This is a genomic window from Marinomonas profundi (assembly GCF_020694005.1).
Taxonomy (GTDB): domain Bacteria; phylum Pseudomonadota; class Gammaproteobacteria; order Pseudomonadales; family Marinomonadaceae; genus Marinomonas; species Marinomonas profundi.
This window is the reverse complement of the sequence record NZ_CP073013.1, coordinates 3049695-3065153: the sequence shown is the minus strand read 5'-3', so window position 1 is coordinate 3065153 and position 15459 is coordinate 3049695. Positions and strand designations below refer to the sequence as shown.

At 47.5% G+C, this 15459-nt stretch carries 13 protein-coding genes; 4 read left to right on the top strand and 9 right to left on the bottom strand.

What is annotated here, in order from left to right:
- Window positions 1–120: 120 nt before the first annotated feature.
- A complete protein-coding gene (locus tag J8N69_RS14255; protein ID WP_168823444.1) occupies window positions 121–1617 on the bottom strand; it encodes a carboxypeptidase M32 in 1497 nt (498 codons plus the stop codon).
- Between the two features lie 230 nt (window positions 1618–1847).
- On the opposite strand from J8N69_RS14255, the gene J8N69_RS14250 reads away from it, so the two are divergent.
- Window positions 1848–2216 (top strand): type II toxin-antitoxin system RelE/ParE family toxin, encoded by a 369-nt coding sequence (locus J8N69_RS14250; RefSeq protein ID WP_168823442.1) that lies wholly within the window; start codon window positions 1848–1850, stop codon window positions 2214–2216.
- Window positions 2217–2227: 11 nt separating this feature from the next.
- Window positions 2228–2542, top strand: a complete 315-nt coding sequence (locus J8N69_RS14245) for an XRE family transcriptional regulator (RefSeq protein WP_168823440.1) — start codon at window positions 2228–2230, stop codon at window positions 2540–2542.
- Window positions 2543–2610: 68 nt separating this feature from the next.
- On the opposite strand, the gene dld is transcribed toward J8N69_RS14245, so the two are convergent.
- From dld to J8N69_RS14210, 7 genes are all read right to left on the bottom strand, one after another.
- Window positions 2611–4350, bottom strand: coding sequence for a D-lactate dehydrogenase (dld, locus tag J8N69_RS14240; RefSeq protein WP_168823512.1), 1740 nt, complete (start codon window positions 4348–4350; stop codon window positions 2611–2613).
- A 132-nt stretch (window positions 4351–4482) separates the two neighbouring features.
- The gene (locus tag J8N69_RS14235) at window positions 4483–5331 is read right to left on the bottom strand and encodes an alpha/beta hydrolase (protein ID WP_168823510.1); all 849 of its coding nucleotides are present in this window, start codon (window positions 5329–5331) and stop codon (window positions 4483–4485) included.
- A 177-nt stretch (window positions 5332–5508) separates the two neighbouring features.
- Window positions 5509–6375 (bottom strand): formyltetrahydrofolate deformylase, encoded by an 867-nt coding sequence (purU, locus tag J8N69_RS14230; RefSeq protein ID WP_168823438.1) that lies wholly within the window; start codon window positions 6373–6375, stop codon window positions 5509–5511.
- 102 nt (window positions 6376–6477) lie between these two features.
- A complete protein-coding gene (locus tag J8N69_RS14225) occupies window positions 6478–7146 on the bottom strand; it encodes a sarcosine oxidase subunit gamma (protein ID WP_168823436.1) in 669 nt (222 codons plus the stop codon).
- Window positions 7139–10171, bottom strand: coding sequence for a sarcosine oxidase subunit alpha (locus J8N69_RS14220; protein WP_168823434.1), 3033 nt, complete (start codon window positions 10169–10171; stop codon window positions 7139–7141). Before J8N69_RS14220 ends, J8N69_RS14225 begins: the two co-directional genes overlap by 8 nt.
- A 12-nt stretch (window positions 10172–10183) precedes the next feature.
- Window positions 10184–10477 (bottom strand): sarcosine oxidase subunit delta, encoded by a 294-nt coding sequence (locus J8N69_RS14215; protein ID WP_168823432.1) that lies wholly within the window; start codon window positions 10475–10477, stop codon window positions 10184–10186.
- 33 nt (window positions 10478–10510) lie between these two features.
- Window positions 10511–11764 carry a sarcosine oxidase subunit beta family protein gene (locus J8N69_RS14210; protein ID WP_168823430.1) on the bottom strand — a complete coding sequence of 418 codons (1254 nt, stop codon included), beginning with the start codon at window positions 11762–11764 and terminating at the stop codon, window positions 10511–10513.
- Between the two features lie 302 nt (window positions 11765–12066).
- Between J8N69_RS14210 and J8N69_RS14205 the strand changes: the two genes are divergently transcribed.
- Together J8N69_RS14205 and J8N69_RS14200 are read left to right on the top strand one after the other, a co-directional pair.
- Complete coding sequence (locus J8N69_RS14205; protein WP_168823429.1) at window positions 12067–12321, top strand: hypothetical protein; 255 nt, start codon at window positions 12067–12069, stop codon at window positions 12319–12321.
- 12 nt (window positions 12322–12333) lie between these two features.
- Complete coding sequence (locus J8N69_RS14200; RefSeq protein ID WP_168823427.1) at window positions 12334–12906, top strand: helix-turn-helix domain-containing protein; 573 nt, start codon at window positions 12334–12336, stop codon at window positions 12904–12906.
- An 86-nt stretch (window positions 12907–12992) separates the two neighbouring features.
- On the opposite strand, the gene J8N69_RS14195 is transcribed toward J8N69_RS14200, so the two are convergent.
- Window positions 12993–15359: a glycoside hydrolase family 3 N-terminal domain-containing protein gene (locus tag J8N69_RS14195; protein ID WP_168823425.1), complete on the bottom strand. Its 2367-nt coding sequence runs from the start codon at window positions 15357–15359 to the stop codon at window positions 12993–12995.
- Window positions 15360–15459: the final 100 nt, after the last annotated feature.

The following is a 15459-nucleotide window of genomic DNA, read 5'->3' as shown; positions in this document are numbered from 1 at the left end:
CCTTTTTGAAGAAGTGTTTATGCCTGCAACGGGTTTGTAGGACAAAAAGGGGTTCGACCCTTTAGATTTTAGAACCCCTCCCTAACCCTCCCCTTGAAGAAAAGGGAGGGAACAGTTCGACTACAAGTACCGCCCTTCTAGGTGTTTTCTAAAGTGCGCGGCGTTGAGGGTTTCACCGGTGGCGCGTTTTACCAGTTCATCTGTGGTGTGGAGCGAGGCTTGTGACCAGATGTTGTCGCTTAGCCATTGGAAGATGGGGCTTAGGTCGCCGCTTTGAATCACGCTGTCAAAGTCGATGTTTTGTGTCATGGTGGCTTTGTATTGGGCGGCGTACATGGCGCCGAGTGTGTAGCTTGGAAAGTAGCCAAATGCGCCATCTGTCCAATGGATGTCTTGCATGCAGCCGTTTTTGACGTTGTCTTTGGTGGAGATGCCAAGAGCGGCTTTCATTTTTTCATCCCACAGTGCGGGTACGTCGGTGTGTTCTATTACGCCGTTGATGAGGTCGCGTTCGATTTCATAACGCATAATCACGTGTGCTGGGTAGGTTAATTCGTCGGCGTCGACGCGAATAAAGCCTTTTTCCACTTGGGTGTAAATTTTGTAGAGGTTGTCTTGGGCAAACACGGGGTCGTTGTGTGCGCTAAAGGCGTCGGCTGAGAGTCGTGATAAGTGTGATATAAACGCCTTGCTACGACCAATCTGCATTTCAAAAAACAACGACTGTGATTCATGAATGCCCATTGAGCGTGCTTCGCCGACAGGTAATCCGGCAAAGGCTGTTGGCAAGCCTTGTTCGTAGCGCGCGTGGCCTGTTTCGTGAACGATGCCCATTAGGGCTTGTACAAAGTCTTGCTCGTCGTAGCGAGTGGTGATGCGCACGTCGGTTGGCACGCCACCACAAAATGGGTGCACACTTTGGTCTAAACGGCCACGGTCAAAGTCGAATTTCAGCAGTTTCATCACTTCTAAGCCAAGGGCTTTTTGGGTGGCAGTGGAGAAGGTACCAGACGGTAAAATGATGGATTCCGATTTTTGCTTTTCCAGTACTGTTTCAATCAGTTCTGGCAGCCAGGTTTTCACGTCGGTAAACAAGGTATTAAGCGATGCGGTTGTAGTGCCCGGTTCGTATTTGTCGAGCATGGCATCATAAGGCGTAAGACCAAGTGCTGCACCACGGATTTTGGCTTCTTCACGGGATAAAGCAACCACTTCTTTCCAGTTCTTCTCAAAACCTGTCCAGTCGTTTTCTTGGCGTTGTGAACGCCACGCATGTTCGCATTTGGAACCCGCGATGGATTGCGCTTGCACCAAGTCTTCTGGCACCACGGTGGCTTGCTGCCATTGGCGTTTCATTTCACGCAAGCTAGCTTGTTGCTCAGTGGCTATTTGTTCTGTATTGAAGGCTTCTTGCTCGGCGTTACCAAACCAGTCTTCTAGCTGGGGTTGCGTTGATAAACGGTGGATATGAACCGATAACTCAGCCATGGCGTTTGAGCGCGCTTCGCTACCGCCAGATGGCATGTTCGCCGCCGCATCCCAGCCAAGCATGGCTTGAGCGTGGTTAAAGTGACTGAGTGTTTGGTAATGTGACGTTAACTTGTCGTAGTGAGACATTGCAGTTTTCATCCTATGCGGTTTTGGTTAACCAGAACGGTATCCATTTCAGTCATCTTATTACATTGATATAAATGGGAATAGACAAAAAATCATCCCTTTCTTAACAACAACCTATCTCATCATTAAATTTACAAGTCGGCATGATGAGGTTAGTGCATTTAAATATACTCTTGACAGTATATACGTTAAAGCGTATTTTTTAATCAGAAAGACTGCAAGGATAGCTTATGATTTGGGAGATATTAATAACTGACGAGTACGAGCAATGGTTTCTTGGCTTGACGGACAAAGAGCAAGAAGACGTGCTTTCAATGGTTGATGTATTAGAAATCAAAGGTCCTCTATTAGCTAGGCCATATGCTGATTCACTAAAAGGAACAGACAAGGTAAAAAACCTTAAAGAGTTGAGAATTCAGCATGCAGGAAAACCTTATCGTGTCTTTTATGCTTTTGACCCAAAAAGGAAAGTCATCTTGTTATGTGGTGGCCGCAAAAATGGGAAAAGAAATAAAACATTTTATGATAAATATATTCCGTTGGCAGAAAAAGAATTCTTGAATTACTTGAAAAACAGTGATTCAAACAAGACAAGCTAGGAGGTTTCGTTATGGCTAAGTCGATAAACGAATTACGAAAGAAAATTAAACCAGAGGTTCAAGCAGCGGCTAGAGCTAAAGCTGTTGGCATTATTGCTGAAATGACTCTTGCAGAAGTCAGAAAAAAAAGAGGTATCAATCAGGCAGATTTAGCAGGATTTATGAAGATTGCACAGCCAAATATTTCTCAAATTGAAAATCGTCCAGATGCACTTATTAGTACATTAAATCAATACATTGAAGCTCTGGGAGGCAAGCTAGAAATACACGCAAAATTCCCTGACGGGCAAGACATAGAAATTTCTCAATTCGCGGCCGTTAAATAAGCACCTAAAAGCCGAGACACCTTTAACAGAAAAGTCTCGGCTTTTTGCATTCTCTGTTGTTCTAAAGCTTATTTATGACAACCACAGCCTTTGTGTTCGTCGTTCAGCGCTTGCCAGTTTTTCAATTTACTGGTGCCGCCGATGCCGGAGTTGAAGCTGTTGGTTGGGTCAGTTTTTTGATAGAACTCGCGCAATGCGGGTTTCGCCATGTATTCATGGCCGACGTTGTGCTCAGCTGGGTATTCTGCGCCACGGGCGTCGTAGCTGGAAAGAATTTGTTTCTTCACCGCTTTGGCGTCGGCGCCTTTTTTCATGATGTAGTTTTGATGCATGACGTGGCAGAAGAAGTGTCCGTAGTACATTTTAACGGCGACTTTATCTTCGATGTCTTGTGGTAGTACTTCAAACCAATCGCGCTCATTACGCGGGAACGCTACGTCAATGGTCATGATGGAACCCAAGTCTTTGCCATTCATAATGTGATAACGCGTCAAGGCACCACCAGTGACGAAACGATGCAAGATGGCTTGGTCGGCTTCGCGTTTAGTACAGGCAAAGAAGTCCCCTTCGTTATTTTTGAAGAAGTTGTCTAAATAGGTTTGCGCTTCCGCGACACCGTCGTTGCTGGTTTCCACTATCCAATGATGCTCGTATTTTTCACGAAAATCTTCCATGCGTTTTGGCAAGTGGTTAGGGAAGAGCTGACTCGCATATTGCATGATACGGTCGGAAAACTTATTCGGCATAAAGTTAACTTTGCCAGCCCAACGGTCAACTGTACGTTTGAGGGCAAACATTTTTGGAATGTATTTGGTGCCAAGCTTATCGATCACCAAATAACTGTCTTTGCCGTATTTTTTACTGATGTCATAACTGCTGCTGTGCATGTATTCGCCCGACACTGGCAAGTTTTTAAAGGTCGACAACATATCGCGGCGCATTTGTTCCATCACCGCTGGATCGTTGGTGCCGATGTAGAAAACTTGGTACTTTTCAGGAATAGGAAAGGTATCAATGCGCACCGCAAATACCGCCAGCTTACCCGCACAACCGGATGCTTCGTACAAACGACGTGGATCGTTATTGAAACGTGACGGCGTATCGGCGTCGACATCTCGGATACGCTCATGGTATTCGTTGTCAGAGCCGCGTTTTTCGGGGAACTGAATGTCTTTTTCTTGATAAGTCTTGTTCTGCAAGTTGTTGAGAATATCTTCTGGATCGCTGCCCAACTCAATGCCTAAGTTGTTGACCAGTTGCAGTTCGCCATCGTGGGTCACTTGAGCAAACAACGACATTTCGGTGTAAGCCGGGCCACGTTGCACTAAGGCGCCGCCAGAGTTGTTACAAACACCGCCCACAATAGACGCGCCGATGCAAGAAGAGCCAATAACCGAATGGGGTTCGCGTCCGTAAGGTTTCAGCGTGTCTTCTAAGCCAAATAAGGTGCTGCCCGCAAAGCCGACGATTTGTTTGCCTTGGTCAATAAGCTGAATATCGTCGATGCGCATGGTGCTGATGATCACGATAGGACGATCATAATCCGCGCCATTGGGCGTTGAACCACCGGTTAAACCTGTGTTGGCCGCTTGCATAATAACAATCACATCGGCTTTTACACAGGCTTGCAGACATTTCCAGATTTCAACCAAACTGCCAGGACGCACAACAGCATACGCCTTGCCACCACCAAGACGAAAACCCTGACTATAAGGCTTTGTCTTATCTTCATCGGTTAAGGTGTATTGATTTCCTACAATGGCCTTTAACTCAGCGGCCAAATCTAAGCTGAAACTGGTTTCCGTCATAGTGGTTTCCGTCATAAAGGGTACTTCGCAACGTGTCGGGGGAAAGAGCCGAGTATACTAAACTTAACGCCTCGTAAAAAACACTCTAACCACAGAATTGGCAATCATCTTCATAAGGAATGCTTATGCAAATTAACGATGACGCTGAAAGAAATCGTCAACGTCCTCAACAATCGGCGCTTTGCTTTTCAAAAACCAAACCAAGCCAGCGACCATAGCGGCGTGACCAACCCCTTCGTAAATTTTGCTTTCAACGCTGCCCTGCTCGGCGTGAATTTTTGCGATGAGTTTATCCATATTGCTTTTACCCACAATGGTATCGTCAGCGCCCCAAAGCAGCAGCATTGGCGGCTCTTTGCCATCGATAAAGGTGGTTACCTGCATGTTGGGGTAATTTTCTGGCGGGCCAAACATGTCCCTATAATCTTCTTCGTAAGGTACAAAATCATACGGGCCCGATAAACCCGCAAAGGCGTTTATAACAGAAGGCGTTAAGCCTTCGGCTTGCAAATACTGTTTGTCCGCCGTAATCATGGCACCGATGTGTGCACCCGCCGAGTGACCAGCAACAAACAATCGCTCAGGGTCACCTTGGTAATCTGCAATGTGTCGATAGGTCCAGGCAACCGCCTTGGTACCATCTTCAACAAAGCGCGGAAATTTCACCTGCGGATATTTGCTGTAATCGGCAATCACCGTGATGTAGCCTTTTTTCGCAAACGCTTCTCCCACAAAGGGATACATATCTTTTGAGCCATCTTTCCAGCTTCCCCCATAGAAAAAGACAATAACAGGAAGAGATTCATCAGCAGCGTGAGGCGGAACATAAATGTCCAGTTTTTGCCAAGATTCAGAGCCATAGGCAATGTCTTTGGTCGTTTTGGTATCACTAAAAGTATGGGGTAAATTAGCGACACCTAACCCAACTTTCGTACAGGCAACCAGCAATAAAGAGCTCAGCGCCACACACACTTTTTTCATTGTCAAAACCGGCCCCTTGAGTGCCTAAGAAAAAAAACCATCAAGAAGTTATACGCAGCAAGATCATAGATAGATCAAAACAAAGCTATCAGAATACGTTTTGACAAGATAAAAAAGCAAAAAGCCGCTCCCCCGAACGGCTTTTTGCTTTTACCAACCCACTTTTAAATAAGCAGATTAGCCACCAAACACCACGGTGCGTTTGCCGTTCAAGAAGACGCGTTTTTCCACGTGGCATTTTACCGCGTTGAACAAGGTAACACGTTCGATGTCTTGGCCTTTGGCGATTAGGTCTTCCGCGTATTGAGCGTGGTTAACCACTTGAATGCCTTGGGAAATAATCGGGCCTTCGTCGAGGTCGTTGTTGACATAGTGCGCCGTTGCGCCGACCATTTTCACGCCTTTTTCCCATGCTTGGTGATAAGGTCGAGCGCCTTTAAAGCCAGGCAATAAAGAGTGATGAATATTAATAGCGCGGCCATCAAGGTATTCACACATGCCCGGCGAAAGCACTTGCATGTAACGTGCTAACACGACCAATTCGGTATCGTATTGTTCGATTAACGCTCGCACTTGCGCTTCTTGTTCTAATTTCGTCTCAGCGGTAATCGGCAAGTGGTAATACGGAATACCGTGCCATTTGGCGAGGTCTTCTAAATCTGGATGGTTAGAAATAATCACTGTGACATCGATGTTTAGCTGACCGGTGCGAAAACGATACAGCAGGTCATTTAAACAATGGTCGTACTTCGACACCATGATGGCCACTTTCTGTTTATGGTTTGGTGCGGTGAGCGACCAGTCCATGTCAAACTCTGCCGCGCGTTCTGCAAATTCGGCTTTGAACACTTCCCCACTAAAATCAGCATGCTGTGGTAAAAACTCTATGCGAATAAAAAAACGACCCGATTCTCGGTCATCGAAAGAGTGGATTTCATCAATATAGTTACCGGCTTGCGCCATGTATCGAGTCACGACATCGACCGTTCCTATAATGCTTGGGCAGCTCGCGGTAAAAATCCAAGGCGCGGTGTTTGATTTCATAAAATAGTCTCTTATTGTCTTTAGCTTTTTACGTCACGAAAAAGATTGGCCACTAAAAGTAACCAATCAAAGCCGTGAAATAATACAAATGAATGAGAAAAACTAGGCTCTTACCACCAGACCATATTCTCGACTGGCGTCTTGAATCCATAACCAGAGATAATCGGCAAAACTGCGTCGCACCACTAACTCAAATTGATCTTCCGCCACTCGGCAAATCATCGCGCCGCTTTTGGCAAATACCGTCGACACGACTTTGCCGACGGGAAATTCACTTGGGTACAAATCCACTGGCGTCGACTTTTTCAGCATGTCCACCACATGGCTGCCAGACACATCAAAAATGGTGTTTCCACCGCTGACATTGACTAATGAAAAATGCCCTGTCAGCGTTTCGTGAAAACGACTTTCTAATGCAAACGCGTTGTCACCGTCGACAATAATGAGCCACTCATCAGGCCCTACCCAGCGCACAGACACCTTACCTATTGGTGAATCCTCCGTCGTGACGGACGTCAACGGTTGCATTGGCAACGCCACACCCAATAAAGACTCAATAAGGGATAGTTGCTCTGCCGATGGCAAACAGCGCAAGGTTAATAATCCCATCAGCTTGCGTTCATGAAAGTACACGCCGCCTTCTTGCGGGCCATGCTCGGCAACACTGGCAAGATCGGCATGGTGTAAAGGGCTTTCACCAACTATCGCGCCAGTTGGGCATTGATTTGTGACCAACTTTTCTTCCATTGTTTCTACTGTGAGATCAGACATGTTGACGCTCCCCTTTTGGATCTAAAAATACTGGGCTGCAAATTTCCGCTTCAATAACACGACCATCCGCCAATGGATAAAAGACTTTTTCGCCCATTTTATCTAAGCCGCCTTTCACAAACCCCATGGCCACAGAGCGCTTCAAATTCGCACTCCAATAACTGGACGTTACATGACCCACCATCGGCATGGGAATCGGTGCTTTCGGGTCCAATACGCCTTGTGCGCCTTCTGGCAAAACCACTGTTGGATCAAGGGTTTTTAAACCCACCAGCTGTTTACGATCCGCTCGAACACAGTCTTCCCGTTGCATGCCTCGCTTACCAATAAAGCTAAAGGGTTTCTGCATCGACACCGCCCAAGACATGCCTAAATCAAACGGATGCACAGACCCATCCGTCTCTTGGCCAGCGATAATAAAGCCTTTTTCCGCCCGCAAAATGTGCATGGTTTCCGTGCCGTAGGGCGTTAGATTAAATGCTTTTCCCTGCTCGAATAAAGCCTTCCAAACGTGCATGCCGTAATTGGCTTGAACGTTGATCTCGAACGATAATTCGCCAGTGAAAGAAATACGGAACACCCGAGCTGGCACGCCAGCCACCGTCATAGGTTTCCAATCCATAAAGGCCATGTTTTCTTTCGAAACGTCACAGTCAGTCAGTGTTTCCAACAACTTACGGCTATTCGGACCCGAAATCGTCATGGTGGACCAATGATCCGTAACACTGGTGAAATACACGTCCAGCTCAGGCCATTCTGTTTGGTGATAAATCTCTAGCCAAGACAATACGCGCGCCGCGCCGCCTGACGTAGTAGTCATCAAGAAATGGTTTTCTGCTAAACAAGAAGTCACGCCATCGTCGAACACCATGCCGTCTTCCCCGCACATTAAGCCGTAGCGGCATTTACCGACGGCCAATTTCGCCCATGCGTTGCTGTAGACGCGACCCAAGAACTCTCGTGCGTCTTTGCCTTGTATATCGATTTTGCCCAAAGTAGACGCATCCAAAATCCCGACTGATTCACGAGTAGCTAAACACTCACGGTTCAAGGCTTGTTGCATGGTCTCGTTACCTTGCGGGTAATACCAAGCGCGTTTCCATTGACCGACATCTTCAAATTTTGCGCCGCGTTCCACATGCCAAGCGTGCATTGCTGTGTAGCGTTCTGGGTCAAACAAGGCGCCACAATCGCGTCCAGCAATCGCACCAAACGTCACCGGTGTATAGTTCGGGCGGAAAATGGTAGTGCCAGTTTGCGGTATCGTTTGCTTGAGCATTTTTGCTGCAATCGCCATACCATTGATGTTGCCCAGCTTACCTTGATCAGTACCAAAGCCCATTGCGGTATAGCGCTTAACGTGTTCAATCGATTCAAAACCTTCACGACACGCCAACTCAATGCCGGCGGCGGTGACGTCGTTTTGATAATCGACAAACTGCTTAGGCGCTTTTGACGTGGGCTTGGTGTGTGGAATGTGGAACAAAGCCATGGCTTTGCCCTCTTCGATCATGTCGGCTTCTGGCAAAGCCACATCCGGCTTTGCTAAACCCAAATGCGCCAAGACATCAGAGGCGGCATTCGCACCTTCAGACAAGGCTTTCGCTGTGGTAAACGCGCCATTGATTGCGCCCGCGGTAAGCTGTTTCTGATAGGTCGCACCCGGAGTAAAACCAAGAATGTCGTCGTTCCAAACAGGACGAGCGCCAGTGTGACAAGACAAATGAATCACCGGACTCCAACCGCCAGACGTTGCCACCGTGTCAGCGGCCATTTTAACAATAGAGCCCACCACCGCATCGCCCGCTTCATTTAAAGGCGCAATGGAAACGCCAGTAACACGTTTGTTGCCGTGCGCTTCAATCACACCAGAACCAACAAGAATGCTAATACCTCGGTCTCGCGCTGCTTCCACAAAAGTACCTTGTGGATGCTTACGAGAATCGACAATCGCGACCACGTTACGCCCTGCATCGTGCCAGTCCAGCGCGGTACGATAAGCGTTATCGTTCGATGTCATCAACACCAGGTTTTTACCCGGCGCCACGCCATAACGATTGATATAAGTCGATACGGCATTGGCGACCATACAACCCGGTAGATCGTTATTACCGTATACCAAAGGACGTTCATGGGCGCCCGTTGCCAAGACCACCCATTTGGCCCGCACGCGATGCAAACGCTGAGCGATTTGACCATTGGGCGCGCGATCCGCAAATTGATCAGTACAATGTTGTTGAATGGTTAAGAAGTTATGATCGTGATAGCCGTTTACTTGCGAGTTTGGCAGCATCAAGACATCGTCAAAGCCTGCTAATTCTTGCACCACGCTAGCGATCCATTCGGCTGCTGGCTTGCCATTCAGTGTTTCGGTACTGCTTAGCAAGCTGCCGCCAAATTCGTTTTGCTCGTCAGCGATAATCACCCGCGCACCAGCCCGTGCGGCGGTTAATGCCGCCATTAAACCGGCTGGGCCTGCGCCAACGATCAATAGGTCGCAATGTTGGTTCATCTTGTCGTAGATGTCGGGGTCGTTTTCTTTTGGTGCGCGCCCCAAACCAGCGGCTTTACGAATATAAGACTCGTAGGTTTCCCACATGGATTTTGGGTACATAAAGGTTTTGTAGTAAAACCCCGGCGGCATGACTTTCCCACCGACTTTGCCCACCCAGCTCATTAAGTCCATATCAACGTTTGGCCAGCCATTGGTGCTGGTCGCCACCAAGCCATGGTAAAGCGATTGCTGCGTGGCACGCACGTTAGGAATTTGCGTCGCCTCAGTCGAGCCAATTTGCATGATGGCGTTTGGCTCTTCCGCACCCGCGGCGACAATGCCCCGTGGACGACTGTATTTAAAACTACGGCCAACAATGTCTACGCCATTGGCCAACAAAGCAGACGCCAAGGTGTCGCCTTCGAAGCCCTTGTATTGCTTGCCATTGTAGGTAAAGGTCAGCGGTTTCGAACGATCAATACGGCCGCCATCTGAGAGACGATTAGACTGCTTACTCAAATCTTGTGTCATGGTATCGCTCCTCTATTTGGCGTTGTTGGCCACGACAGTTGGCTGTTCGCCAACCTTGTAGACTTCTTTGATTTCGTAAGTTTGAGTGTCACGCGTAATGTTAAAATACTGACGACAACCCGCCGCATGAACCCAAAGCTCATGGTGTATACCCCGTGGGTTAGCGCGAAAATACATAAACTCGCCCCATTCTTTATCGGTGCAAGCATCAGGGTCTAACGGTCGCGCAATATGCGACTGTCCTGCCGCGTGAAACTCTTCTTCCTCGCGGTATTCACAACAATACGGGCAATAAATATGAAACATGATACTTCTCTCCTTTATTCGGTCTTCGCCCGCTTAATGTGCTACGCCAGCCGCGCCGTGTTCATCCACCAGCGCGCCATTATGAAAGCGAAACATAGAAAAAGGTTTCGCTAATGGGTGCATTTCGCCCTTCGCCAACGACGCCGCAAATACATGACCCGAGCCCGGTGTCGCTTTAAACCCACCCGTTCCCCAACCACAGTTGAAAAACAAATTCTTCACCGGCGTTTCACTAATAATCGGACAAGCATCTGGACACGTATCGACGATACCGCCCCACTGACGGTTCATGCGTACTCGACTAAACACCGGGAACATTTCAACAATCGCTTGAATCGTATGCTCGATAGTGGAATAAGAACCCCGCTGACCGTAGCCGTTGTAACCGTCAATACCGGCTCCAATCACCAAATCGCCTTTGTCCGATTGCGACGCGTAACCATGGACTTGGTTCGACATCACCACGGTATCCAAAATCGGCTTGATCGGTTCAGACACCAAGGCTTGCAAAGGATGGGATTCTAACGGCAGTTCAAAACCGGCCATTTTCGCCAACACACTGGAATTACCCGCCACCACACAACCCACGCGGTCAGCGCGTATTTCGCCATAACGGGCGGTACGCACGCCAACGACAGTGCCGTCTTCAATGATTAAATCTTCTACTTCGGTTTGCTGGATCAAATCCACCCCATGAGAATCGGCGCCACGGGCAAAGCCCCACGCCACCGCATCATGACGCGCCACCCCCGCGCGAGGCTGCCAAGACGCACCCAGCACCGGATAACGCGCCCGATCAGAACAATCCAACACAGGGACAATTTCTTGTACTTGTTGTGCATCCAATACTTCGCCATCAATGCCATTTAAACGGTTGGCGTTTACACGGCGTTGGATATCGCGCATGTCTTGCAAGGTATGACCTAGGTTCAAACAGCCACGTTGCGAAAACATCACGTTGTAGTTCAAATCCTGTGACAAACCTTCCCACAGCTTCATCGCGTGCTCGTACAAATGCGCCGCTTCATCCCACAAGTAATTAGAACGCACAATGGTGGTATTTCGCGCCGTGTTACCGCCTCCTAAAAAGCCTTTTTCAATCACCGCGACATTGGTCACACCAAACTCTTTTGCCAAGTAATACGCTGTCGCCAAACCATGACCACCGCCGCCGACGATGATCACATCGTATTTCTTTTTCGGGGTCGGATTACGCCACACCCGCTGCCAATTTTCGTGATGGCTAAAACTGTGCTTTAACAACCCAAAGCCTGAATAATGCTGCATCAGATCAGCTCCTTACATAGACAAATAAACGTGATAAACAAAAGCGCATTAACCACCTGTTGCGACTGATAATAAAGACAATAATTTCCAGCCTAATGCTTGGAAGCGTCCAGTGAATGACAAATTACGACAGCCGAGCTGGCGGCTTTGAATAGGACAGTGAATGATGAAAATTGAGAAAGAAAACCGTACACTAAAATTAGTCAGTAGCATGATCCTACAATATCAAACCTAGCCCCACAGGTTGTCACTTGACAACTAATAGTATTGCAAACTACACTTTCAAAAAGCAAGGATGCTAAATGAATAGAAAAAAGCACGCCAAAAAAGAGATTGAAGATGCCATTCACTTTGCAGAAAGCAAAGGCTGGACGATTAAGCCATCGGGATCTAGCGCACACGCTTGGGGAATACTCCGCTGCCCGAATAACAGCCAAGATTGTCGATGTGGTGAATTTTGCTCAATGAGTATTTGGAGCACACCTAAGAGTAGTGCCAATCACGCCAAGCAGATTAGAAGAGTTGTCGATAACTGCATTTTTCAGAGAAACAATTAAGAGAGTTAGATCATGAAAGAATACGAGTTCACATTAACCTTTGCGTTACCGACTAGAAATACCGATCCACAGCTTTATATTGATGCTCTAATGGAAGCGGGTTGCGATGATGCTCTTATTGGTGTGGGAGTTTCAGGGAGAATTGCGTTGGATTTTACTCGTCAATCCGATAGCGCGATCAATGCGATGACATCAGCCATAGAAAACGTTTTATCCGCCATCCCCAATGCGACATTGATTGAATCTAACCCAGATCTAGTTGGAGTCTCTGATATTGCTGGAATTCTAAAAGTGAGTCGCCAAGCCGTACAAAAAATGGTGAATAAGCACATTATGACCTTCCCTACGCCGGTCCATTCTGGCTCCACACAAATCTGGCATTTGGCGAACGTCTTAGCATGGAGTGCAGCGCATACAAGCCACTCACATATCAATGACTCGTTAATTGAAATCGCTGAAGCATCACGAAAAATCAATTTAGCGCGGGAAATAAATGATCTTCAAGGCATCATGCCCAGTCAGATTACTAAACTATTCCTACCATCAAAAACTAAGGGAGCAGAACCAATGGCCATACCGAGATAATGGCCAGATTAGAGTGGGATATGGGAAGTTAACCGAGATGTGAGATGAACGTTTCAATCCATCTCACATCGTTTTTCACAGAGCAATTAACGCGGTTTGTGGTAAGAGTGACAAAGCATGTTCCAGTATTGCGGCAACACTCTATTGTCTCCCACCACATCGACCGTTTGTGTGAACAGAATATCGGTGGCGGATTTACCAATCATAATATCGAACTCGCCCGCTTCGACTATTCGTTGATGAGCAGAATTGGTGAAATTCAGCATATCGACAGGCAATTCAAACACGACCTTGGTTGACGCACCGGCAGGCAGCTCGACCCGTTGGAAGCCTTTTAATTCACGAATCGGCCGTACCAAGGAACACAGCTTATCTTTCACATAAAGCTGTACGACTTCACAACCCGAGCGATTACCGATGTTTTCAAGTTCAACGGAGACGCGAATCACGCCGTCTTCAATCGACACCTGCTTGTCTTCGATCTGCATGTTTTGATAGGCAAAGTCCGTATATGTCAGGCCATAACCAAAGTTATATTTCGAACCAAAATGATAGGCAATGGGCGTGCCACCGCTTTTCAGTTTATGGTTATAAAAATACGGCACAGCGCCCGCATTTTTAGGAATCGATAGTGTTAATCGCCCTGATGGCGATTGCTTGCCAGCAATAATGTCTGCAATGGCTCTTGCGCCTTCTTGACCCGGAGCCCAGCCAAATAACACCGCAGCGGCTTTTTCTTCTGCGCCATTTAAGTTGTATGGTCTGCCACCCGTCACCAAAATAATCACAGGTTTACCTGTCGCAATCGCTTGATCAATTAACTGCTGTTGAACGCCTGGCAAATCCAAACTGTCGGTATCCGACCCTTCGCCCACGGTTCCTGTTTGGAATAAACCAGCAAGGTCACCGACACACACAATCGCCACATCGGCTTGTTCGACCGTTTCAATCGCGGATTTGATTTGGCTGATATCTTGAGACACTGGCGACGTCATGGTTTGCTTCATTGCCAAATCCACATCGCCAGGAAACACCGGCGCATTGGCATGGCGCTGCGTTAAAATATCGCAGCCTTTGCTGTAAGTGACTTGTTCGAACTCGTTTTGCAACGCTTCTAAAATGGTCGGACACACCTTGCTGCTGTCATCCACGCTGCTCAAAATAAGGTGTACGGGGAAACTATAACCGCCAAGCAAGGCCAATTGATCATCCGCTGTCGGACCGATAACGGCGATTTTTTGTTGTGCTTTTAAAGGCAAGCCCGCGTTGTTTTCTAACATCACCACCGATTGCAACGCGACTTGATAGGCAAGCTCGGTGGCTTTATCACTGTGAAGGTCGATCGGAGATTCATCGCAATAGGGGTTTTCAAACAAGCCCATTTCAAATTTTACAGTTAAGATACGAGTGACAATTTCATCGATTTTTTGCTCATCAATCAACCCTCTTTGCAATGCTGAGGTTAAGTGACTAGAACAAGCGTCATCGGGCAACTCTATATCCAGCCCCGCATTGAACGCCAATGCCGCCGCATGGGCGTTATCTGCAGCAATGCCATGATGGCTCGCCAATAACTCTACTCCGCCATAATCCGCCACAATCAAGCCATCAAAGCCCCATTGATTACGCAGCACCTCGGTTAATAAATGATGCGAAGCATGGCAAGCTTCATTATCAATATCGTGATAGGCCGGCATCAAAGAACCCGCCTTACCGAGTTTTACCGCCATTTCAAAAGGCAACATAAAGGTGTCGTTTAACTCTTTGAAACCTAGGTGTACGGGCGCATGATTGCGCGCACCTTCACTAAAAGAATGGCCGACATAATGCTTTAACGTCGCCAGCAGATCGCGCTTTTCGCCTTGTAAGCCTTTGACAAATTCTGTTGCTAACACACCAACATGATAAGGGTCTTCGCCGAGCGTTTCTTCCGTTCTTCCCCAGCGAACATCACGAGACACGTCCAGTACTGGCGCCAAGCCATGATGCGCCCCAACACGACGAGTCTGCTCGCCAATCACTTGGGCAACTTGGTGAATTAATGACGGATTCCAAGTGTGGCCATAGTTAAGAGAAGAAGGAAACAGTGTCGAATCTTTTGCCATTAACCCCACTAAACATTCTTCGTGTGACATGGCGGGAATGCCTAAGCGTGTTTCTTCGACAAGGTATTTTTGCAGTTGGTTTAAGGCTTTTACGCCATCATTTGGGCTAATCACTTGCGTGCCGAGCGGGCGACTGATTTGCCCCAAACCATGCTTTAAACGCGCCTCAATGGGCTTGCGCTCGCCTTGGGCTCCCATCTCAAAATCGCGGTCTTGATGATCGCCATTCGGCGCCAAAATCAACCATTGCGCCCCAAGCTGGGCAATTTTTTCGTCCAGCGTCATCCGCGTCAGTAAATCGTCTACCCGTTGCGGCACTGTAAAACTTGAGTTTTTATAAACTGCCATATAACAAACACCTTAAATAAGCCAAACATGAAATCTATTTATATTAATCATCATATCGCTATTCTTTACCAACCCAGCACTGATGCTTTCTTTTTGTTAA

Bases quoted from the DNA above. Each gene is read 5' to 3' on its own strand.
- J8N69_RS14255 (WP_168823444.1), bottom strand. From the start codon at position 1,617: ATGTCTCACTACGACAAGTTAACGTCACATTACCAAACACTCAGTCAC.
- J8N69_RS14250 (WP_168823442.1), top strand. From the start codon at position 1,848: ATGATTTGGGAGATATTAATAACTGACGAGTACGAGCAATGGTTTCTT.
- J8N69_RS14245 (WP_168823440.1), top strand. From the start codon at position 2,228: ATGGCTAAGTCGATAAACGAATTACGAAAGAAAATTAAACCAGAGGTT.
- dld (WP_168823512.1), bottom strand. From the start codon at position 4,350: ATGACGGAAACCAGTTTCAGCTTAGATTTGGCCGCTGAGTTAAAGGCC.
- J8N69_RS14235 (WP_168823510.1), bottom strand. From the start codon at position 5,331: ATGAAAAAAGTGTGTGTGGCGCTGAGCTCTTTATTGCTGGTTGCCTGT.
- purU (WP_168823438.1), bottom strand. From the start codon at position 6,375: ATGAAATCAAACACCGCGCCTTGGATTTTTACCGCGAGCTGCCCAAGC.
- J8N69_RS14225 (WP_168823436.1), bottom strand. From the start codon at position 7,146: ATGTCTGATCTCACAGTAGAAACAATGGAAGAAAAGTTGGTCACAAAT.
- J8N69_RS14220 (WP_168823434.1), bottom strand. From the start codon at position 10,171: ATGACACAAGATTTGAGTAAGCAGTCTAATCGTCTCTCAGATGGCGGC.
- J8N69_RS14215 (WP_168823432.1), bottom strand. From the start codon at position 10,477: ATGTTTCATATTTATTGCCCGTATTGTTGTGAATACCGCGAGGAAGAA.
- J8N69_RS14210 (WP_168823430.1), bottom strand. From the start codon at position 11,764: ATGCAGCATTATTCAGGCTTTGGGTTGTTAAAGCACAGTTTTAGCCAT.
- J8N69_RS14205 (WP_168823429.1), top strand. From the start codon at position 12,067: ATGAATAGAAAAAAGCACGCCAAAAAAGAGATTGAAGATGCCATTCAC.
- J8N69_RS14200 (WP_168823427.1), top strand. From the start codon at position 12,334: ATGAAAGAATACGAGTTCACATTAACCTTTGCGTTACCGACTAGAAAT.
- J8N69_RS14195 (WP_168823425.1), bottom strand. From the start codon at position 15,359: ATGGCAGTTTATAAAAACTCAAGTTTTACAGTGCCGCAACGGGTAGAC.